At 71.7% G+C, this 20,088-nt stretch carries 17 protein-coding genes; 6 read left to right on the top strand and 11 right to left on the bottom strand.

The features are described from left to right. The first annotated feature begins 1,117 nt into the window (after positions 1-1,117). Positions 1,118-2,779 (top strand): hypothetical protein, encoded by a 1,662-nt coding sequence (locus ACIP37_RS30730; protein WP_400808701.1) that lies wholly within the window; start codon positions 1,118-1,120, stop codon positions 2,777-2,779. 569 nt (positions 2,780-3,348) lie between these two features. Here the strand turns inward: ACIP37_RS30730 and ACIP37_RS30725 are convergent. From ACIP37_RS30725 to ACIP37_RS30705, 5 genes are all read right to left on the bottom strand, one after another. Next, positions 3,349-3,885 carry a nitroreductase/quinone reductase family protein gene (locus ACIP37_RS30725; protein WP_363587247.1) on the bottom strand — a complete coding sequence of 179 codons (537 nt, stop codon included), beginning with the start codon at positions 3,883-3,885 and terminating at the stop codon, positions 3,349-3,351. 204 nt (positions 3,886-4,089) lie between these two features. Next, positions 4,090-5,286 (bottom strand): ABC transporter permease, encoded by a 1,197-nt coding sequence (locus tag ACIP37_RS30720; RefSeq protein ID WP_363587246.1) that lies wholly within the window; start codon positions 5,284-5,286, stop codon positions 4,090-4,092. Further along, complete coding sequence (locus ACIP37_RS30715; RefSeq protein ID WP_400808694.1) at positions 5,283-5,993, bottom strand: ABC transporter ATP-binding protein; 711 nt, start codon at positions 5,991-5,993, stop codon at positions 5,283-5,285. Before ACIP37_RS30715 ends, ACIP37_RS30720 begins: the two co-directional genes overlap by 4 nt. Next, a complete protein-coding gene (locus ACIP37_RS30710; protein WP_400808692.1) occupies positions 5,990-7,081 on the bottom strand; it encodes an efflux RND transporter periplasmic adaptor subunit in 1,092 nt (363 codons plus the stop codon). Before ACIP37_RS30710 ends, ACIP37_RS30715 begins: the two co-directional genes overlap by 4 nt. After that, complete coding sequence (locus ACIP37_RS30705; protein ID WP_400844834.1) at positions 7,071-7,562, bottom strand: hypothetical protein; 492 nt, start codon at positions 7,560-7,562, stop codon at positions 7,071-7,073. The genes ACIP37_RS30710 and ACIP37_RS30705 overlap by 11 nt, the downstream gene beginning before the upstream one ends. A 159-nt stretch (positions 7,563-7,721) precedes the next feature. Here ACIP37_RS30705 and ACIP37_RS30700 point away from each other — a divergent pair, with 159 nt between their 5' ends. The 5 genes from ACIP37_RS30700 to ACIP37_RS30680 all read left to right on the top strand — a co-directional run bounded on the left by ACIP37_RS30700 (position 7,722) and on the right by ACIP37_RS30680 (position 12,711). Continuing rightward, a complete protein-coding gene (locus ACIP37_RS30700) occupies positions 7,722-8,387 on the top strand; it encodes a response regulator transcription factor (protein ID WP_363620603.1) in 666 nt (221 codons plus the stop codon). 89 nt (positions 8,388-8,476) lie between these two features. Continuing rightward, positions 8,477-9,649 carry an ATP-binding protein gene (locus ACIP37_RS30695; protein ID WP_363587256.1) on the top strand — a complete coding sequence of 391 codons (1,173 nt, stop codon included), beginning with the start codon at positions 8,477-8,479 and terminating at the stop codon, positions 9,647-9,649. Positions 9,650-9,926: 277 nt separating this feature from the next. Continuing rightward, entirely contained in the window at positions 9,927-10,622 is a 696-nt protein-coding gene (locus tag ACIP37_RS30690) for a response regulator (protein ID WP_400808688.1), read from the top strand. Next, complete coding sequence (locus ACIP37_RS30685) at positions 10,619-12,229, top strand: sensor histidine kinase (RefSeq protein ID WP_400808685.1); 1,611 nt, start codon at positions 10,619-10,621, stop codon at positions 12,227-12,229. Before ACIP37_RS30690 ends, ACIP37_RS30685 begins: the two co-directional genes overlap by 4 nt. Continuing rightward, positions 12,226-12,711 (top strand): GerMN domain-containing protein, encoded by a 486-nt coding sequence (locus tag ACIP37_RS30680; RefSeq protein ID WP_400808683.1) that lies wholly within the window; start codon positions 12,226-12,228, stop codon positions 12,709-12,711. Before ACIP37_RS30685 ends, ACIP37_RS30680 begins: the two co-directional genes overlap by 4 nt. A gap of 206 nt (positions 12,712-12,917) precedes the next feature. On the opposite strand, the gene ACIP37_RS30675 is transcribed toward ACIP37_RS30680, so the two are convergent. The 6 genes from ACIP37_RS30675 to ACIP37_RS30650 all read right to left on the bottom strand — a co-directional run bounded on the left by ACIP37_RS30675 (position 12,918) and on the right by ACIP37_RS30650 (position 20,050). Next, positions 12,918-14,198 (bottom strand): acyltransferase family protein, encoded by a 1,281-nt coding sequence (locus ACIP37_RS30675; protein WP_400808735.1) that lies wholly within the window; start codon positions 14,196-14,198, stop codon positions 12,918-12,920. Positions 14,199-14,211: 13 nt separating this feature from the next. After that, entirely contained in the window at positions 14,212-15,069 is an 858-nt protein-coding gene (locus ACIP37_RS30670; protein ID WP_400808682.1) for an SGNH/GDSL hydrolase family protein, read from the bottom strand. A gap of 353 nt (positions 15,070-15,422) precedes the next feature. Continuing rightward, entirely contained in the window at positions 15,423-15,797 is a 375-nt protein-coding gene (locus ACIP37_RS30665) for a transglycosylase SLT domain-containing protein (RefSeq protein ID WP_363587236.1), read from the bottom strand. Positions 15,798-16,532: 735 nt separating this feature from the next. Further along, positions 16,533-17,024 (bottom strand): signal peptide protein, encoded by a 492-nt coding sequence (locus ACIP37_RS30660; protein WP_400808679.1) that lies wholly within the window; start codon positions 17,022-17,024, stop codon positions 16,533-16,535. Between the two features lie 594 nt (positions 17,025-17,618). After that, entirely contained in the window at positions 17,619-18,539 is a 921-nt protein-coding gene (locus ACIP37_RS30655; protein ID WP_400808676.1) for a recombinase family protein, read from the bottom strand. Between the two features lie 392 nt (positions 18,540-18,931). Then, positions 18,932-20,050, bottom strand: a complete 1,119-nt coding sequence (locus ACIP37_RS30650; RefSeq protein ID WP_400808673.1) for an FAD-dependent oxidoreductase — start codon at positions 20,048-20,050, stop codon at positions 18,932-18,934. Between the last annotated feature and the right edge of the window lie 38 nt (positions 20,051-20,088).

Raw genomic sequence — 20,088 nt, 5'->3', positions numbered from 1 at the left:
AGGAGCACCCACGGGGCGCGCACGAGAGCGTCCGCCGCGCCCACGGGTCTTGGGTTCCAGCGGTCGACGCTCAGTCCTCCGAATCGGCGCTGCTCCGGTCGGCGTCCCGACGGAGGTCGGGCATCCCGAGGTGGACGGTAGACGGTTGCGCTGCACGCTCGCACATGGCCTCCAGCTTCTGCGCGGCGGCGGCCAGGGTGTCTCGATGGCGGCGACCTCGCCGAACCATCCCTGCTCCTTTGCCCCCTGGAGGCGGTCGACGAGGTTGGCGTGGATCTCCTGAAGGCGTGGCATCTGGGCTGGGTCCACCAGAAGTAGGGGCATCCGATACAGGCGTTTTGGGCCTCACTGCTTTCCACCACGGCTCCAGCGCGGGGCAGTTGGGCCCGACCTTCCATCTCGGCCGGGCCGGCCTGCTCGTCCGCGCAGACGTTGGCGATCCAGTGCCGCAGCTTGTCGCCTTCGCGGTTGGTCGTGATGATCACGAAGGTGCGGACGCGACCGGCGGCGGCCGTGAGCCCGGGTGAACGGGCGAGCAGTGCTTTCAGCTGCTGCTGGTCATCCTCGCGCAGGTGGCCGGGGTGGCCCATGATCCAGCGGGTGGCTTCGCGGGGCGAGGGAGGCCGTGCCGTCGGGGGTGTGGTCGCCCCGGACCGGCGGCCGGGATGCGGTGGAAGGACGTAGTCGCGCAGGGTGCGGCGGCGTGCGCCACGTTCGCCGAGCTCACCGAGCTCACCGTGGAGTCGGGAGAGGTCCGTGCAGCCCTCGACTGCGCGGGCGACCTCTGCCTCACTGGACTCGCCTCCTGATCAACGCCACTCAACGACGCACTGTAGAGCAGCACTTGGCCGGAACCCGGTGAAGGAGAACGAGCGGGCAGGCCGGAACGGGCCTGGCCGGTTCCGGCCTGCCCAAGGTCCTTTCGAGGCTCCTGACCGGTGGTGAGACTGGTGACCGCCGCCAGGGAGCACCTGCCCGGGGCAGCACACCGGACCAGGTGTCACCGACCGCTGCTCCTGCAGGGCAGCCGTCACCTCCCGGTGTGCGCTCAGCGCCACGCACGGCCCGATCCCACCCCTTCCTCCCTGCTGGAGCTGTCATGCCTGCTGGAGCTGTCATGCCTTCGAACGCCTCCAAGCTGCTGCGCGTCACGCTCGCCGCCGCCATCGCCGCCTCCGGTGCCGTGGTCGTCACGGCCGTCACCGCCGGGAGTTCGTACGCGGCGACGACCTCCTCGGTCGGCGGCCAGATCACCCGATCGGAGATCCTCGCCCGTGCCCAGTACTGGTACGGCAAGTCCATCGGCTACGACCAGGGCGGCTCGTACCCGGACTCCTCCGGCCGCTCCTACCGCACGGATTGCTCGGGCTATGTCTCGATGGCCTGGCACCTCGGCACCAGCGCCAACACGCAGGGCCTCGCGGACAGCTTCACCTACCAGATCAGCCGCAGCGATCTGATGCCGGGCGACATCCTGAACTCGTACTACGACCACGTCATCCTCTTCGAGAAGTGGGACGACGCCGCCCGCACCACCTTCTCGTACTACTCCTTCGGCAGCACACCGGTGAAGCACCGGACCGGGGTCTCGATCAACGCCGCGTCCCTCGACTCGCACCCGAACGGCGACTACAAGGCACTGCGCTACAAGAACGTCGTCAACGACCCGGCGCCGGGTTCGGCGTGGGTGCCGGCGGTTGGTGACGGTAGTTCGGTGAGTGGTGTCGACGGCACGGCCTACACCTTCACCCGCAGCGTCGACGGTCATCTTCAGGGGACTGCCAGGTATCCGACCGACAAGTGGGCGACCGTCGACCTCACCAATGTCGTGGGCACTCCGATTTCGGCGGGTGGCGCGCCGAGTGCGTTCGCGATGAAGAACGGTGTCACCGGCGTGGCCAGTGCCAACGCCGCCAACGGCCACCTGCAGATCACGTATCGCGACGCCGCCGACAAGTGGGCCACCAGCGACCTCACCAACCAGGTCGGTACGCCGGTCACCGGGGGTGCGGTCCGTGCCACGACGGATCCCGATGGCACTCTCGCGATCTATTCCCGTGGTTCGAACGATGGCGGGCATCTGAGTCTCACCGCTCTCCAGCCGAACGGGAGTTGGGCCACCGTCGACCTCACCAACGTCGTCGGCACCCCGATATCGGCGGGTGGGGCGCCCGCGACCTTCACCCAGAAGAACGGGACCGTCGGTGTGGCCAGCGCGAATGCCGCCAACGGCCACCTGCAGATCACCTACAAGGACGCCGCCGGCCAGTGGGCGACCACCGACCTCGCCAACCAGGCCGGCACACCGGCCACCGACGGCGCGCTCAGTGCCACGACCGACTCCGACGGCACCCTCATGATCTACTCCCGCAGTGTCGACGGTCATCTCCAGGGGACCGCCAGGTATGCGAACGGCCAGTGGGCAACGGTCGACCTCACGAACGTCGTCGGTACCCCGGTCTCGGCGGGTGGCGCGCCCAGTGCTTTCACCATGAAGAACGGTGTCACCGGCGTGGTCAGTGCCAACGCCGCCAACGGCCACCTGCAGATCACCTACAAGGACACCGCCAACCACTGGGCCACCACCGACCTCACCAACAAAGTCGGCACCCCGGTAACCGACGGCGCCCTCAGCGCCACCACCGACCCCGACGGCACCCTCGCCATCTACTCCCACGGCTCGACCGACGGCGGACACCTCAACCTCACCGCCCTCCAACCCAACGGCCAATGGGCCACCGTCGACCTCACCAACATCGTCGGCACCCCCACCAGCTGACCCACCACCCGAACCGAGATCGCAACGGCCCGACCCTCCTCATGAAGGCCGGGCCGTTCGGCGTGGACGGGCGGAACCCCGCCCGCAGAGCAAGGCGTCGGCGGCGGAATCGAGCCAGGAATTCCGGCTGCCCCCCCCGCGCGAGAGGGCATTGTGCTGGGCCGTTGCCGTTGGTACGGCTTCCCGGACCCGCTCGGGGGTTCGAGCCCGGGAAGCCTCCCTCCACGGTGCCGGTAGCGGCCGCCGACAGCGCGCGGGGCTACGCCATGACGTCGACGGCCGGTGGGGTGGTCTGTTCCGGCGGCGAGGGCTCGGCTGCGCCGGTGGGTCCGCGCAGCAGGGAGGGAGGGAGGGAAGGAAGGAGCGGGAGGCGGCCACCGCCCCGAAGTGGCCGGCGGGTCGCAGGTAGCGCCGACCGGACTCCCGTCCGCGTTATCGCCGCAGGGAAAAACACCCCAGCCGGTATTTTCGAAGACCCTCGCAGGTACGACGATTCGGCACGGCAGGTCGAAGGGCTCGGGCGGGTGGGCGATTTCTGACCGTCCGGGTCCCGCCCGAGCCGTTCGGGGTCAACGGCCGGCGGTCTCCGGCTCCAACACGAAGACAGGGACCACCCGGTCCGTCTTCGTCTGGTATTCGGCGTAGTCCGGCCAGACCTCGACCGCGCGGGACCACCACAGCTCCCGCTCCGCGCCCTCGACCTCGCGGGCCGTCATGTCCTGGCGCACGCCGCCGCCCTGGAGCTCGACCCGCGGATGCGCGACCAGGTTGTGGTACCAGGTCGGATTCTTGGGCGCGCCGACGCGACGGACGAGGCCGCGCCGCTCCAGCACCTGGACCTGGACCTGTCGCGTGACGTGCGGGCCGACCACCGTGATCCAGCACTCTCCGTATCCACCCTGCGCGGCAGCAGCCGGGCGGCAGGATTCCTCGCGGCTTTCGACCGGCTGCCCGCGCGGCCATCGAGGCTGGTCAGGGGGCTTCTCGGGTGGTGGGGCAGCCCAGCGACGAGTTCTGCCCGCCCGTGCTCTGGTCCTTCTCAAGGATCGCGCCCTTGACCAGTTGCCCACGGATCGACTCGTCGGCGTGCAGGACGGCGTCGGCATCGAGTCCTCGGTGGCGCAGTAACAGAGGTCAAGTAACAGAGGTCAACTGACCCGATGGGGCCGGTCGGATCGAAGCTGTGCCGGTCCGGCCGGCCTCATTGTTTTGCAGAACGTGTCCGGCCCCGACGGAGACGTCGGGGCCGGACACGTTCTGGGCAGGTCGGGTGGATCGGCTCCCAGGAGCACCCCACGCCGTGCCGCCCGCTAGCCGGCGTGGAGGGCGAGGGTCGGGGAGAGTCGGGAGGCCCGGACGGCCGGGTAGAGGCCTGCGACCGTACCGATGAGCAAGGTGGCGGCGAAGCCCCCGGTGACGGCCCACAAGGGGATCACCCAGGGCAGGCCGCCCGAGGCGGCGAAGGCGTAGGTGGCGGTCGCGCCCAGGGCCACGCCGGCCAGCCCGCCCAGTCCGGAGAGCAGGAGGGACTCCGTCACGAACTGGAGACGGATCTGGCCCCTGGTGGCGCCCAGGGAGCGGCGCAGTCCGATCTCGTGGCGCCTCTCCAGCACTGAGATGATCATCGTGTTGGCGACCCCGACGCCGCCGACCAGGAGTGCCACCCCGCCCAGTCCGAGCAGGAGGTCGGTGAACGCCCCCTCGGTGGCGGCCTTGGCCTGGAGTGCCGCGGAGGGGTCGGTGACCTGCACGTTGTGCGGGTTCTGCGGGTCGACGGTGCGTGGGATCAGCGCGCGGACGGCGCCGACCGTCTGGTCCGTCGACCGTTCGTAGATCTGGGTCGGGTGGCCGTCGAAGCCCAGCAGCGCGCCGGCGCCGTCCCAGCCGACCAGGGCGGCCCGTTCGATCTCGGGAGCCAGCGGCAGCGGGTCGAGGATGCCGATGACGGTGAAGTACTGGCCGCCGATGTGGACCTGCTGGCCCGGGGCGGCGATGCCCAGGCGCCGGGCCGCGACGTGTCCGAGAACCGTCGACGGGTAGCGCCCGTTGGCCTCGTTGAGCCAGGTGCCCGAGCCGACCGCGCCGCGCACGACGTCCAGCAGTCCTTCGGTGGCGGCCTTCACGGTGATGCCGCCGGTTTCGTCGTTGGGGATCTTCTCACTGCGTCTGACGGACTGCGCCAGGTCCCCGGTCGCGCCGACCTGCTCGACCCCGGGGACGCGGCTCAGCATGCCGATCGACTCCTCGGGCAGCTTCACCTTCTCGCCGAACAGCCCCTGCCCAGGGGATGCCACCAGCAGGTTGGTTCCCAACTGGTCGAGCTGCCTGAGGAGTTGGGCCTTACTGGAGGAGGAGATGCCGACCACCGCGATCATGGTGGCGATGCCGATGGCGATGCCCAGCGCGGACAGCACCACCCGCAGCGGCCGGGTGCGCAGGCCGGCCGAGCCGACGTGGAGGACGTCGCGGGGGCCGAGCCGGGCCGGGGAGAGCCGTGTGCGACTCATCGCTCCCCACCCCGATCGGCCGGGTCTGCGGCGCCGGTGCGCAGATCCGCCACGACGCGGCCGTCGCGGATGCGGACCCGGCGTGGCAGGCTGTCGGCGATCTCGCCGTCGTGGGTGATCACCGCGATGGTGGCACCCTCGGCGTTGAGGTCGTACAGCAGCTCCATCACCGCTTCGCTCGAGGCGGAGTCCAGCGCGCCGGTCGGCTCGTCGGCCAGCAGCAGGTCCGGTTCGCCGACCACCGCCCGGGCGATGGCCACCCGCTGCCGCTGGCCGCCCGACAGCTCGTGCGGACGGTGGTGCATCCGGTCCGCGAGCCCGACCCGCTCCAGGGCCAGGGCCGCGCGCCTGCGGCGCTGGGCGCGCGGCAGGCCCGAGTAGAGCAGGCCCTCGGCGACGTTGTCCCGGGCGCTGACCCCGGCCACCAGGTGGAAGGACTGGAAGACGAAGCCGATGTGCCGGGCGCGCAGGGCGGACAGCCTGCGGTCGGAGAGGGCGGCGACGTCGTGGCCCGCCAGGGTGACGGATCCGGCGCTGGGCCGGTCCAGGGTGCCGACGATGTGCAGCAGGGTGGACTTGCCCGACCCCGAAGGGCCGACGATGGCGAGCAGTTCGCCGCGTCCGATGCGCAGGTCCACTCCGTGCAGCGCCGTGACCCCGCCCGGATACTCCTTGGTGACCTGGTTCAACTCGACCACCGCGCTCATGACTTGGGCACCCCGACCTTCATCCCCTCGGTCAGCTCGGTCCCGCTGACCTCGACCCGGCCCTGTCCGAACATGCCGAGCTGGACCGGGACTTCGCGCACCTTCCCGTTCTCCACGACCTGGACGCCGAAGCCCCCGCCGGACAGCGCGAGCAGTGCGTTGACCGGTACGGTCAGCACGTCCTTGTGGACCTCGCCTTCGAGCTCGACGGTGACGGGCGCCTGGTCGAAGCCCTCCGCCTGCCCCGGGTCGTCGAAGACCACCCGGGCGGTGATCTTGGCGGGCTTGTCCGGGGAGCCCTGCTCCTTGCCGTCCTCACCGATGGTGCGGTCCACGGAGGCGACCTTGCCCTTGGCCCTGGCGCCGCCGGGCAGGTCGACCTCGACCCGGGTGCCGGGCTTGGCGAGGTCGGCCCGGGAGACCTCGATCTTGATCTGCACCTGCCGTTCGGAACCGGTGGCGGTGAGGACCGGCTTGCCGGGAGCTGCCTGGTCGCCGACGGCCGCGTCGTTCTTCTTGATCCGCACCGGAGCGGGCGAGAAGGCGATCTGCTCGGGGCCGATCTCGCCGGTCTGGGCCAGGCCGTGGGCCTTCTGCCAGCGCTTGACCGCTTCCGCCGTACCGGCGGTGAACTTCTCGTCCGCGGCCAGCCCCTTGCCGTAGCCCAGGTCGCGGAGGTTCTCCTTCAGCTGTCTGACGTCCGGCCCCTCGTCGCCGGCCTTCAGCGTCCGGTACATCGGGCGCTCGCCGACCATGAGCCGGACCTTCCGGCCGTCGACCTCATAGAGAACCCCGTCGCGTTTCACCACCGCGCCGGCCTCCGGGAGCCAGGTGAGGGTGCCCGGCACACCGGCGTTGATCCGGCGCTCCTCGGCGTAACCGAGGACCCCGTCCACCCTGGTCCGACTGCTCAGGTCCTGCCGCTCCACCGAGCCCGTGCTCGGCGGCAGCCCGTCCGTGCGGTCCACGCCGGCGTTGCCGCCGCCTCCGGTCTGCGAGAGGGCCGTGACCCCGCCCGCCAGCGTGACCGAGGTGGCCAGCACGGCGATCAGGTACGTCCGGCGGCTGCGCCCGCGCTCACTGCGCATTCTGACCACTGCACGCCTTGTTCGCCTGGTCGAACCTGTCCTTTTCGGCGCCCTCCGGGATCTTCATCGCCGATCCCGACATCGCCGAGTCGCCGTCGAACTTCGGGTCCGGCATGTCCACACCGTTACCGCGCATGCACCGGGCGAATTCGAGGGCCTTGTCCTTGTCGGCCTGGGACATCTTCGCGCCACCCGCGCCACCGACTCCCCCGCAGGCCTTGAGGGCTTCCGCCATCTTGTCCTGGCCGCCCTCCAGGACCATGGCCCGCGGGTCCTGGCCCGGCTCGGGCTCCTTCACCTGGGCGCCGTGTTCGCGCAGACACTTACGGTGCTCGTAGGCCTGGTCCGCCGCCGCGCCCGTGCCCGACGAGTCCGAGCCGCCGCCCCCGCCGGAGCCCGTGGCGCCTCCGCCGCAGGCCGTGGCGAACAGCGCGATCCCCGCCACCAGCGCGGCCGCCGCGCCGTACCTGTGGTTCCGCATGTGGTTCCGCATGGAATTCCTCCGTGTCCGATGACCAGTGGCCGATGACGAGTGGCCGACCACTCCGGCCACGCAGAGGCTGGCACGCACCCGCATTTCGCCGCTGTCAGCCGAGACCTTTACGGCGACGAAAGGTGGGTCTCAGGTACACCTGGTGTCATGCGTGTACTGATCGTGGAGGACGAGGAATTCCTGGCGGACATGATCGCCGAGGGATTGCGGCGCGACGCCCTGGCCGTCGACGTCGTGTACAACGGCGCCGACGCGCTGGAGCGGCTGAGGCTCACCGACTACGCCGTGCTCGTACTCGACCGCGACCTGCCCGGGGCGCACGGCGACGAGGTGTGCCAGAGCGTCGTCGAGCAGCGGCTGCTGACCCGGGTGCTGATGCTCACCGCCTCCGGTACCGTCCGCGACCGCGTCGACGGCCTGGACCTGGGCGCGGACGACTACCTCACCAAGCCGTTCGCCTACGAGGAACTGCTGGCCCGGGTCCTGGCGCTCGGCCGCCGCACCCACCCCGCCCTTCCGCCGGTCATCGAACGTGCGGGCATCACCCTCGACACCGCTCGCCGCCAGGCCTTCCGGGAGGGCCGCTACCTCGCCCTGTCCCGCAAGGAGTTCGGCGTCCTGGAGGTGCTGATGCAGGCCGAGGGCGCCGTGGTCTGCGGCGAGGACCTGATCGAGCAGGTGTGGGAGCGGAACATGGGATACCGCACCAACGCGGTCCGGGTCGTCCTCAGCAAACTCCGCGCCAAGCTCGGCGAGCCCTCGGTCATCGACACCGTGCCCGGCCACGGCTACCGCATCGGCGTCCCGGCATGAGGCGCTTCGCCGCGGTCGGCCTGAACCGGCCTCCGCTGCCCGGCCGACCACGCCCGCGGCTGCCGGGCGGGGAACGGGGCCGGCTGACCATGCTCTACGGCGGGCTGCTCGTCCTCGCCGGGGCCATGCTCATCTTCCTGGTCAACTTCCTGGTCCGGGAGGGCCTGTACACCTCGATCAGCACGGCCGTCGCCGTCGAACCGCGACTGGCCACACTGGCGACCCCGGACCCCGCCGCGGCGAAATCCCTCACGATGGGAACCGCTTCACCCGCGAACGCTCCACCCGGAACCGCCCCCGCCGACGGCGGACAGTCCCACTTCCAGGCCGTCAAGGTCGTCACCCAGGCCGCCGAGCAGGCAGCCCAGAACCAGCTGCTGACCGTCTCCCTGATCGCTCTGGCCGCCTTCGCCGTCATCTCGGTGGCGCTCGCCTGGTGGATGTCGGGGCGGGTGCTGCGCCCGGTGGCGGTGATCACCAACACGGCGCGGCGGCTCTCGGGTGAGAACCTGCACGAGCGGATCGCCCTCGACGCACCCCCGGGCGAGCTCAAACAGCTCGCCGACACCTTCGACGCCATGCTCGACCGCATGGAACAACTGGTGGGTGCGCAGCAGCGGTTCGCGGCCAACGCCGCGCACGAACTGCGGACTCCGCTCGCGGTGCAGCGGGCCGCGGCCGAAATCGGGCTGGCCACCGAGGATCCGGCCGCCGTCGCCCGGGTCCGCCGCAAACTGATCGAGGTCTCCGAGAGCAGCGAACGGCTCATCGAGGGCCTGCTGTTGCTGTCCGTCTCCGACCAGAGGCTGGACCGGCGCGAACCGGTCGCACTGGACGAGCTGGCCCGCGCGGTGGCCGCCGAGTGCGACGCCTCGCAGGAAGCCCGGGAGAACCGCGTCACCGTCCGGACCGACACCGCCCCCGTGTCCGTCGAGGGTGATCCGGTGCTGCTGGCACACCTCGTGCGCAACCTGGTCGGCAACGCCCTGCGCTACAACCACGACGGCGGCCGGGTCGAGGTCGGCGTGCACGACGGTGTCCTGGAGGTCGCCAACACCGGTCCCCAGGTGCCGCCGGAGACCGTCCCCTATCTCTTCGAGCCCTTCCGCCGCCTCCGGGAGCGTCGGCACAGCCCGGGTGAGGGCGCGGGCCTGGGCCTGTCCATCGTCGCCTCCATCGCGCGCGCCCATCACGCCGTCGTCACCGCCGTCCCCGCCGGCACGGGCGGACTGCGGGTCCGGGTCGAGTTCCCCACGACCTGATCCGCCGGCCCGGGGGCCCGGGGGCCCGGGCGCGGAGCAGCAGATCCGCAGGGCGGGGGCACTGCTCGGGGAAGCTGAAGGTGTAGCCGTTGGACGTGGGGTTCCTCACGCGTTGGCGGGGGTGGCGACTGTTCGGCGGCGTCGGCCACGGCGACGGAACCACCGTCCGTCGCGCGGTTTCCGGGCCTGTGAGCTGCGTATGAGCGTTTCGCAACAACCTCGCCGATCCCTGCCCCACGGCCCCCTGCGCAGGTCGGAGGGCCGGATACTGGTGGATATGTCACGGGTACTGCTGATCGAGGACGACGCGTCGGTGCGCGAGGCACTGGCCCTGGGCCTGCGCCGCCAGGGCCACGAGGTGCGGATGGCCGCCACCGGCGAGGACGGCCTGGAGCAGGTGTTCCGGGAGCCTCCGGAGATCGTGGTGCTGGATCTGATGCTGCCCGGGATCGACGGCTTCGAGGTGTGCCGGCGGCTGCGCACGCACGGGAGTGTCCCGGTGATCATGCTGACCGCGCGAGGGGACGACATCGACACCGTCCTCGGCCTGGAGTACGGGGCCGACGACTACGTGGTCAAGCCCGTGCAGTCCAGGGTCCTCGACGCCCGGATCAAGGCCGTCCTGCGCCGCACCACCAACGTGTCCCCCGCGCCCGGGGTGGCCGAGGCGGTGCGGGAGGTGCACGGCGACCTGGTGCTGGACCGGGCCGCGCTGACCGTCGCCAAACGCGGCACCCCGCTGCCCCTGGCACCCGGCGAGCTGCGCCTGCTGCTGGAGCTGTCCGCCGCGCCGGGCCGGGTCTTCAGCCGGGAGCAGCTGCTGGACTCCGTCTGGGGCCTGGGCCGCCAGGAGGACATCCGCCTGGTCGACGCCGGGGTGAACCGGCTGCGCGCGAAGCTGGAGGACGACCCCTCCGCGCCCCGCTACCTCCAGACCGTGCGCGGTTTCGGCTACCGATTCGGACCCCTGTGACCACCCCGCCGCACACACCGGAGCACCCCTCGGCCGAAACCCGGACGCGCGATGCCGCGAACGGCACCGCCCGTGCCGACGACCGGCCGGACCGCGCCGACGCCTCCCGCTTCCTCCGGTGGCGCCGGGCCGTCCTGGGGCTGCGTCCGCGGATGCTCGCCGCGTTCGTCGCCACCGCCGCCGTCAGCGCCCTGGCCACCTCCGCACTCACCTACCAGGCCGCCACCGGCTCCACCCTCGACCTGACCCAGGACACCGCCCTGGACGAGCTGCGCCGCCGCGTCGACGTCCTGGCCCCCGCCCTGCCCTTCCCCCCGACCCAGGCCGAACTCGACCGCCTGTCCCTCCGGCTCTCGGGCACCGGCGGCTTCCGCGACTGGCACGTCCTGGCCCGCTACGGCGCCGCCCACTCCGAGTGGACCGCCGCCGTCACCATCCCGGCCGCCCTCCAGGACACCGTCGGCTCGGGCCACGGCGCCTTCCAGCGATTCACCGCCGACGGGCACTCCTGGCTCGCGGTCGGCGTCCCCGTCACCCACACCACCCACACCACCGCCGGCCCCGCCAGCCCCGCCAGCCCCGCCAGCCCCGCCGCAAGAGCCGGCGACCTGTCCGGGCTGACCGTCTACGCCCTCCTGCCCCTGGACCGCGAACAGGAGGCCACCAGCACGCTGCTGGCCGCCGCCACCGGCGCCGGCGTGTTCGCCGCCGTACTGGCCGCCGGCCTCGCCCTGCTCGCCACCCGCCAGGTCCTGCGCCCCGTCCGCGCCTTGGGCGACGCCGCCCAGGCCCTCGCCCAGGGACGGCTCGACACCCGCCTCGCCGTCTCCGGTCACGACGAACTCGCCCAGCTGTCCAAGACGTTCAACCACACCGCCCGCACCCTCCAGGGCACCATCGAGGAGCTTCGGGCGGTCGAGAGCCAGGGCCGCCGGTTCGCCGCCGACGTCTCCCACGAACTGCGCACCCCGCTGGCCGCCATGGCCGCCGTCACCGACATCCTCGACGAGGACGCCGAACACCTGCCCGCCGACACCGCGACCGCCCTGCGCATGATCAGCAACGAGACCGGCCGCCTCACCCGCCTGGTCAACGACCTCATCGAGATCTCCCGCATGGACGCCGGCGCCGCCCCGCTGCGCACCGAGGACGTGGACGCCGCGGAAGCCGTACGCGCCACCCTCGACCTGCGCGGCTGGAGCGACCGGATCGAGCTGGACCTGCCCGCCGCCCTGCCCGTCCGCCTCGACGCGCGCCGCTTCGACGTCATCGTCGCCAATCTGGCCGGCAACGCCCTGCGCCACGGCCGCCCGCCCGTACGCCTCACCCTCACCACCCGTGGCCCGCGGCCGGGATCCGACCTGGTGCTGACCGTCACCGACCGCGGCCCGGGCATCCCGCCCGCCGAACTCCCGCACCTGTTCGACCGCTTCTACAAGGCCGACAGGGCCCGCACCCGCTCCGAGGGCAGCGGGCTCGGCCTGGCCATCGCCCAGGAGAACGCCCGCCTGCACGGCGGCTTCATCGAGGCCGCCAACGCCCCCGGCAGCGGCGCGGTGTTCACCCTCGTCCTGCCCCGCGGACCCCTGACGAAGGACGCCCCATGACCATCCGCCTCCGCTCGACCGCCGCAGCGGCGCTGCTCCTCACGGCCTGCGGCTGCACGATCCCCGACACGGCGGGCGCGGTGAAGTCGGGCAAGCCCGCCACCGGGATCGAGTCCGGCACCCGGCTGTACTTCCTCAGCCCCCAGGGAATCCGCCTGACGATCAGGCCGGGCACCGAACGCGAGGGCCTCCAGCAGACCCTGGACGCCCTCATGGCAGGCCCCACCCGGACGGAGCAGCCCACCGGTCTCGGCACCGCCCTGCCCGCCTCCGGCAAGGTCACCGCCACCGGCGAGGACGGCACCGTCACCCTGCGCCTGTCCTGGCCGACCTCCGCGCTGAGCCCCTACGCCATCCAGCAACTGGTCTGCACCGCCGAGGACGCCCCCGCGACCACCGCGACCGCCCCCCGGATCGCCGTGGTCAGCAGCGACGCCCCCGGACCGGTCTTCGCGCAGTGCGACCTCCACCACACCGGCTGAGTCCGACGGAACCCGACCCGGAAGGTGGCACGAGGCCTCGCCACGCGCCTCGGTAAGGACGCCCGCCCGCCCGGGCCCAGCGGAGCCGGATCACCGGCACCGGCTGCCTACCTGTCTGCCTGCCCGCCCGCCCGCGACGGTCTGGGACAGGTCCCGAAGCCCGGCCCGAACGCACGCAGGCACAGCGCGGATCCGGCCACCGCGCCTCAGGGAAGGGACAGTTGGGTGACGTCCACGACGGCACCCGGCGCCGTCGGCGCGATCAGCGGCAGCACCAGCCACAGTGCGGCGAGCGCGCCCAGGGTGCTCACGGCCGCCAGGACCCCGGGGCGGCCGCGGGCCCAGCGGGCCCGGTAGCGGACGGGGTCCTCCAGCAGTGCCTTCGACGATGCCGCGACCGCCACCGCCAGCCCGCCCAGCCACAGGGTCCGAACCCAGCCGTCCAGGCGGGGACCAGCGTGGTCCAGGAGCAGGATCAGCGGCCAGTGCCACAGGTACAGGCCGTACGAGAGCCCGCCCAGTACCGTCAGCGGGCGCCAGCTCAGCACCCTGCCCAGCGGGGACGCCGGGACGTGCGCGAGCAGGGCGATCAGCGCGGCCGCCGCCGCCGAGTGCAACAGCAACCCGCCGCGGAACAGGACGAGCTGCCCCGTCCCCGAGGCCAGCGCCCACCCGGCGGCCAGCAGGCCCGCCGGGATCAGCGCCAGCCGGCCCGCGGCGGGCCCCGGCAACCGCGCCACCCGCAGCCGCACCGCCGGAGTGGCCGCGAGCGCGCCGAGCAGCAGGGCGAACACCCGGGTGTCGGTGCCCTCGTAGACCCGGGTGGTGTCCATCGGGTCGACGAGCAGCGCCATCAGCGCCGCGGACACCAGCGCACCGACCAGCGCCACGCCGGCCACCGCGACGGCACCCGCGGTCCGGCGCAGCCGCAACAGAAGCAGCACCAGCGGTGGCCACAGCAGGTAGAACTGCTCCTCCACCGCGATGCTCCACAGGTGGGTGAACACCCGGGTCGGGTTCGCCTGGAAGTAACCGACCTGCGCGTCGATGAAATGCCAGTTCGCGAGGTTGGCCACCACCCAGGGGGCGTCCTGGTGCGCGAAGCGGGCCATGGCCGCCGTGCCCAGCACGGAGGCCAGCACCATCGCCGAGCCCAGGGCCAGGGCGAGGGCGGGCATCAGCCGCCTGGCCCGGCGGCCCCAGAAGGCCGCCAGGTCGATCCGGCCGCCGTTCTCCCCGGCCTCCCGCAGCAACAGCCCCGTGATGAGGAAGCCGGAGAGCACGAAGAACAGGTCGACCCCCAGGAACCCGCCGGGGAAGTCCCCGAGGTGGAACAGGAGGACCCCGAGGACGGCCAGCCCGCGCAGGCCGTCCAGGGCCGGGACGTGGGAGCGGCGGGAGCCGGAGCGCGCGGCCGTCCCCGGGCCCGGCCGGCGGCGGGACACGCGCGCGTTCCACCGCCGGGCCGCCGGCGAGACGGTCTTCATCTCGGACACCGGCTCAGGCGCAGTTCAGCTGGGCGAACACATCCGACTTGGTCCAGTCGCCGTTGGCCCAGCTCTTGGGATCGGCGGGCGAGAACCCGGCCAGCTTGCCCACCTCGGTGGTGAACCACTGCGCGAACTTCGCCGTGCCCTGCTGGCAGGAGTGCGTCCTGTCGTTCGAACGCTGCGCCTGCGGGGCCTTGAAGTCGGTGCCCCACAAGGCGGAGGCGTCGAGGAAGAAGGCATCGCCGGGGTGCGCGGCGACGGCCGCCTTCGCCGCCCCCGGAGCGGACTCGATGTCGGCCCTGTGCGGGGCGTAGAAGTCATCGCCCGTGTCGAACGGCGGAGTGGTGACGATCACCAGACGGGCACCCGCGGCCTTGACCGTGTCGATCAGCTTCTCGTACGCCTGCTGCTGCGCCTGCGGGCCGCCCCAGTCGTAGGTGGTGATCTGGTAGGCCACCAGCTCGGGGCGGACCGACGCGAGCCGGGAGGCGACGTCGCCGCTGGACATCGCCACCGGTCCGACCGCTGCGCCGCCGCCGTCGGCGGCGACGGAGGTGAGCTCGATGCCGGTGGACTTGAGCGCGGCGGCCAGCGGCAGCGCCTCCCCGACGGCGATGGAGTCCCCCATCCACAGGATCCTTGAGGGCTTCTTCAACCCTCCGGCGCCGGGCACCGACGACGGCCGCTCCGCGCCGGCCCCGGCCTTCGCCGGCCCCGGGCCACCCCCGTCCTCGGCCGGGGAGCTTCCGCAGGAGGTCAGGGCGAGGGCGCCGGCGAGGACGGCAGCGCAGAGGATGCCACCCCGGCGCAGGCCGCGGCCAACGGCGTGGGTGTCGTGGTCATGGGACGTTCGGTGTTCGTAGGTCATGCGGAAGAAGCTAGGAGACCTCTTTTCGCGCCGTTTGACCGTTGTGTCACCGCGGTTCGACGGCCTCATGAGCATCCCGTAACCGACGTCCCCGAGGGGCGGGTCCAACGCGTCCACACGGCGTGGCCGGTGCCGATGACGAACACCTCCCGGCAGCCGTCACGGAAGTGGTACGTCGCCGTGCCGCCACGGCAGGCGCCGGCACAGGTGCGCTGCTGCCGATCGTGTGTTTCGAACGGCCCGGAGACGGCACGAGGGCCTGTTCCCGCGCAGATGCGCGGGAACAGGCCCTCGTGGGTCACTCCGGTTGCCCCTGTCCGGCCCCCGGGGTGAGGGGAAGCCGAGTGGTCGGCTTAGTACCAGTGGTTGGCCTGCCAGAAGTTCCAGGCCGCGTTCGGGCTGCCGTAGCGGGTGTTCATGTAGTCCAGCGACCACTTGATCTGGGTGGACGGGTTGGTCTTCCAGTCCGCGCCGGCCGAGGCCATCTTGGAGGCCGGCAGCGCCTGGCCCAGACCGTACGAGCCCGAGCTCGGGTTGGTCGCCGTGACGTTCCAGCCCGACTCGTGGGAGATGATCTGGCTGAACGAGGCCAGCTGGTCCGCCGGCACGATCTGCGCGGCGATGGCCTGCGGGGAGGCGTCCGCGGCCGAGGCGACGGCGGGGACCACGGCGGCACCCAGGGCGGTCACACCGGCGGCACCGGCAAGAATCACGGCAGTGGTACGCATACGGAACTTGAAAGCGGGCATATAGAGCAAGACCTCAATCAGTTGGGCCGGCGTCACTCCCCGCCTCGACCGTGGCCGGACAGGGGCCGAACGGTCGCGGGGTGTGACTCGGCGGTAAGCCGTTCACCGGTGGGACAGGAGCCGGTGTGGCTGGCGATGAATGCCAAGTTGCCAGACCGGATCGGCGCTCGCCAAGACCCCTCCGCTACGATCCGCCGTCGTAGCGAAGCGACCGGCACTGGTTCGAGAGGCGGGCCGCCCGGAGCGCGCCGACCCCGCTCCGCCTGCGCAAACACCCCTCAATAACCCACCAAACAGTTGCAAAATAGTGCAAAACGGACACCACTATCCGTCGTCGTACGCCGCATTCGCATGTGAGCGCACTCACGGCCCCAGCCCCGGCGCCATCACCGACCGGCCCGCCGCCACCACGCCGAGTCACCGCCGATCGGCCGCCATTGAGACCGCCACCACACCCGGCCGACGCGGGAACGGCACCACAGGGCGTCGCCACAGCTGGCGGCCCCCTGGCCGGCAGGGCGGCGGTCCGGCAGGGCGCGAAGCCGTCACGGGATCCCGGCCGGGCCACCGAGACGCCCGTCCCGCCCGCATACCCCGCTCCGAAGACGCCCCGGCGTCGTTCGTGGCCGGGTGTGAGTCGCCGGGCATCTCGCATCTCGACGCGGCCCATGCGGCCCATGCGGCTGGCGGAGCCCCGAGGGAGCCCCGAGGGCTTCAGGCGTACAGCGCGATCCTGGGCTGGACCGTGCCCGGGCCGGCCTTGACGACGGTGAGCCGGTACCGCTGGGTGAGGGTGTGATGACTGTGGAGGACCAGTTTCGCCCGGGTGAGGTCCGTGTACAGCGTTCCGGTCTGGCTGGCCAGCCGCACGGTCCTCCAGTGGCCGCCGGTCAGGACCTCGAGCTTGATGTCCGTCGGGGCGAGGAAGGGCCCGTCGTCCGGTGACTCGACGAGGATCTGCGGGGCGACGGTCCGGTCCGCCGACGAGTCGTTGCGGTAGGTGACAGTCATCGGGTGCGCCGCGTGGTCGGACGGCAGCGGCCGGTCGGGCAGGCCGACGAACGAGACCGGCGCGACAGCGGCCACCACCTGCGGGGCGAGGGCCCCCGTGGCGAGCGCCGGCGACGGCATCGTGAACGGCGCGGCCAACACGGCGGCGAGGGCGGTCGGGGCCAGAGCCCGGCGGAGGACCTTCCAGGTGGGCATGGTGTCTCCTTCGGTCATCGACGGCGCTCCCGGGAAGTTCACCGGCGGCCGGGCGATCACCCGCCCACCGAGCGCATCCACGGCTGGACGGACTGCCGCCGCCGGGCAGCCCGGACCGTACCCATCCACCCTGCACACCAATGGCCCAACGCGCATCCGCACCGGGCCGGCGGCCCCGCCCAGGGCGCTCCAGGAGCGAGCACTGCAAGCAGGCCAGGTCACACCTTCGGGCCCCTCACCGGACGGCAAGAAGCACCGGCCACCGCGCGGGTGGCCGGTGCTTCGCCCCGCCGGACCCCGGGTTGCTCCACCAGTGCTCGCGGTGGTCGCAGCGCAGGTCGTACCCCGGCGGGAAGGGCGTCACTGCGGGTGCAGGTGACGTGCCCCGGTCACCGGTGACGACGGCACCGCCCGTGGCCCTGTTGAACACGGCCACCGGCCACTGACGGCTGACCCCGTACCACGGCAGATCGCCCTGTCCACGAGTACGGGCGCTCATCCGCAGGTTCACCTCTCCTCACAACAAGGGGTAGCGCCGAGGTAAGCCCAGAAGCCGCCAGTACTTGATCTTGGTGGGTGTGGTGCTCGGTCCGTTCAACGCAGGCTGGCAACCGGGAGCGCGTTGACACGGTTCTCGTACTCGCGGCGGGCCTTGCGCTGGGCCGGGACCGCCGTGGTGCCGTCGAGGGACTGGCAGCGGTCGAGGAGTTGGCGGTGGACCGCGGGCACGGCAGTGACGCGAAGGGTGTAGCCCTGGCCGCGCCGTACGGTCACGCCCTGGTCGAGCGTGACGCGCTCGACGGGCTCCAACTCGGCGGCGCGGAGGAAGTCGGCGACCTTGCCCGGCATGTCGAGGACGATCGGCAGTTCCGGGGCCGGGGCGCCTGGGTCGGCGGGTGTGTACTCGGGCAGGAGGTCCACGACGGCAGTGCGGATGGCGCCGCGGCTGACATCATGCTCGCGGGCGAGGGCCGCGATGGACCGGCGTTCCAGGTACGCGGTGCGTACGGCGTCGGTCTTCGCGGCCGGGACGGCGGGGCGGCGCCCGCCCTTGTTGCCCTTCGCCTCGGCGGCCCGCAGCCCGTCGTGGGTCAGTTCGCGCTGAAGGTCGCGCTGGAGTTCGCCGGCGGCGGCGAGGGTCTGCACCATGAATTTCACGGTGGACAGCAGCTCGCCGGTACGCGGGTGGCGGGCGGTGAGGTCCATCGCGGAGAACGCGCCATCGTGGATGCGCAGGGCGAGGCGGTCGCGGTGCAGGACGTCGAGCACGTCGAGGATGTGCCCGGTGCCGCGCACCAGGCGGAACATCTCGGAGATGTGCACAGCGTCGCCTGGCCGCGCGTACGCGAGCAGCTCGCCGAACTTCGGCCGCTCCAGCGGATGAAGGCGGCTGGAGGTCCCGGCCTGTTCCTCGAAGACAACCGGGGCCTCGATCCCGGCCTCGTCCAGCACCAGGTTCTGGCGGTCGGTCGACTGCTGGTCGGTCGACACCCGCTTGTAGACCAGGTTGGCCATGCTGCTCCCCATTGTGGTGGTCGCATTCGACCCTAGCTGTCAGCAAACCCTGTCATCATCCGTCATCGGATCTGATTGGATCTGCGCCGCCGCCGGGCCCCGGAAAGCCCGGGTTCATTGGACGTCCGCCGCGCCTGTCGCCATTCGATCCTTTGACGACACGGAGGACGGACAGGACGTCCCGGCCGGAGCCCATCACTCTTCGCGCACCTGGTAGTTATGTGTGCGAGGAGGATCGGACCGGATTCGCGGTAGCGGGCTGAGGGCTGCGTTCGGTACAGGCGTCCGTGCGTTCGTCTAACGGTGGTTTTGCCGGAAGGGACCGCGACGGTGCCGTACCTTCCCGTGAAGCCGTGGCGAGCTATTGATACTGGTGCTCTCGCGCTTGGCAGTCAGGATGGCTGGACTTGGTCGAAGAGGACGAGGGCTTCGGCAGGGTCCGGGCTCACGAGGCGTTCCAGACCGGCCGTCGTGATCTTCGCCCACCTGCCGGCCCGTGCCCACATCTGTTCCTCGAAGGCGCGGACGGCCTCGTCCAGATCTCGAGGGCCGGTGGCGATGGACTCGGCGAGTTCGGCGCCTTCCAGCATCGCGAGGTTCGCGCCCGCCCCCAAGGGGGGCATCAGGTGGGCGGCGTCGCCCAGGAGCGTCACCCCGGGCACGTGGACCCAGGTGTGGGACACGGGTAGGACGTAGAGGGGGCGGTGGACGAAAGCGGTGCCGTGGCGGAGGAGGTCGAGGACGGGAGCGGCCCAGCCGTCGAACAGAGCCAGCAGGCTCGATCGCACGGCGTCGACGTCGGCCAGGTCCAGGTTCGTGTGCCAGTCCAGCGGCGCGCGGAACTGGGCGTACACCTTGACGTGGCCGCCGCTGTTGCGCTGGGCGACGAGAGCTCGGTTCACACCGTACACAGCCACGGAACCGTCGCCGATCAACCGGGCGAGGTCAGGGTGGCGGGTGTCGACGTCGTCGAGGAAGGTCTCGACCGAGGTGACGCCGGTGTAGTGCGGCGTCACCGACGAGACCGCCGGACGGATCCGGGACCAGGCGCCGTCCGCGCCGACCACGAGGTCGAACGTCTCCTGCCGCCCGTCCGCGAAATGGACCAGTACGCCATCCCGGGTCCCCGGCACCACCTCCGTCACGCCCCGCCCCCACTGAACGTCCAGAGGCCCGAGCAGCAGGTCACGAAGTTGCCCGCGGTCGATCTCGGGATTGGCCCGGTCATCTGGACGGGGTTGCCAGTCGCGCAGGACGGTCCCGTCCGTGTCCAGGATGCGCATGGCCTGTCCCTCGGGACGGGACAGCTCCTGGAACTCCGCCAGCAGCCCCGCCTTGTCCAGCGCGAGCTGGCCCAGCCCTTCGTGCAGGTCCAGGGTGCCGCCCGGGGGGCGGGCGTCGGGGGCGGGATCGCGTTCGAGGACGGTGACGGGGTGGCCATGGCGGTGCAGGACGCGGGCGAAGGTAAGGCCGGCGGGGCCGCTCCCGACCACAGCGATACGATGTCTCATATCGATACACTGTATTTGCTCATTACGATGCATCGCAA

Origin of the sequence: Kitasatospora sp. NPDC088861 (assembly GCF_044750105.1) — a bacterium.
Lineage (GTDB): Bacteria > Actinomycetota > Actinomycetes > Streptomycetales > Streptomycetaceae > Kitasatospora.
The sequence above is the reverse complement of the archived record's forward strand: the minus strand, read 5'-3'. Positions and strand labels throughout refer to the sequence as shown.

Coding starts and splice junctions, on each gene's coding strand:
- ACIP37_RS30730 (WP_400808701.1), top strand. CDS start 1,118: ATGCCTTCGAACGCCTCCAAGCTGCTGCGCGTCACGCTCGCCGCCGCC.
- ACIP37_RS30725 (WP_363587247.1), bottom strand. CDS start 3,885: ATGCCGACGCCGTCCTGCACGCCGACGAGTCGATCCGTGGGCAACTGG.
- ACIP37_RS30720 (WP_363587246.1), bottom strand. CDS start 5,286: ATGAGTCGCACACGGCTCTCCCCGGCCCGGCTCGGCCCCCGCGACGTC.
- ACIP37_RS30715 (WP_400808694.1), bottom strand. CDS start 5,993: ATGAGCGCGGTGGTCGAGTTGAACCAGGTCACCAAGGAGTATCCGGGC.
- ACIP37_RS30710 (WP_400808692.1), bottom strand. CDS start 7,081: ATGCGCAGTGAGCGCGGGCGCAGCCGCCGGACGTACCTGATCGCCGTG.
- ACIP37_RS30705 (WP_400844834.1), bottom strand. CDS start 7,562: ATGCGGAACCACAGGTACGGCGCGGCGGCCGCGCTGGTGGCGGGGATC.
- ACIP37_RS30700 (WP_363620603.1), top strand. CDS start 7,722: ATGCGTGTACTGATCGTGGAGGACGAGGAATTCCTGGCGGACATGATC.
- ACIP37_RS30695 (WP_363587256.1), top strand. CDS start 8,477: ATGCTCTACGGCGGGCTGCTCGTCCTCGCCGGGGCCATGCTCATCTTC.
- ACIP37_RS30690 (WP_400808688.1), top strand. CDS start 9,927: ATGTCACGGGTACTGCTGATCGAGGACGACGCGTCGGTGCGCGAGGCA.
- ACIP37_RS30680 (WP_400808683.1), top strand. CDS start 12,226: ATGACCATCCGCCTCCGCTCGACCGCCGCAGCGGCGCTGCTCCTCACG.
- ACIP37_RS30675 (WP_400808735.1), bottom strand. CDS start 14,198: ATGAAGACCGTCTCGCCGGCGGCCCGGCGGTGGAACGCGCGCGTGTCC.
- ACIP37_RS30670 (WP_400808682.1), bottom strand. CDS start 15,069: ATGACCTACGAACACCGAACGTCCCATGACCACGACACCCACGCCGTT.
- ACIP37_RS30665 (WP_363587236.1), bottom strand. CDS start 15,797: ATGCGTACCACTGCCGTGATTCTTGCCGGTGCCGCCGGTGTGACCGCC.
- ACIP37_RS30660 (WP_400808679.1), bottom strand. CDS start 17,024: ATGCCCACCTGGAAGGTCCTCCGCCGGGCTCTGGCCCCGACCGCCCTC.
- ACIP37_RS30655 (WP_400808676.1), bottom strand. CDS start 18,539: ATGGCCAACCTGGTCTACAAGCGGGTGTCGACCGACCAGCAGTCGACC.
- ACIP37_RS30650 (WP_400808673.1), bottom strand. CDS start 20,050: ATGAGACATCGTATCGCTGTGGTCGGGAGCGGCCCCGCCGGCCTTACC.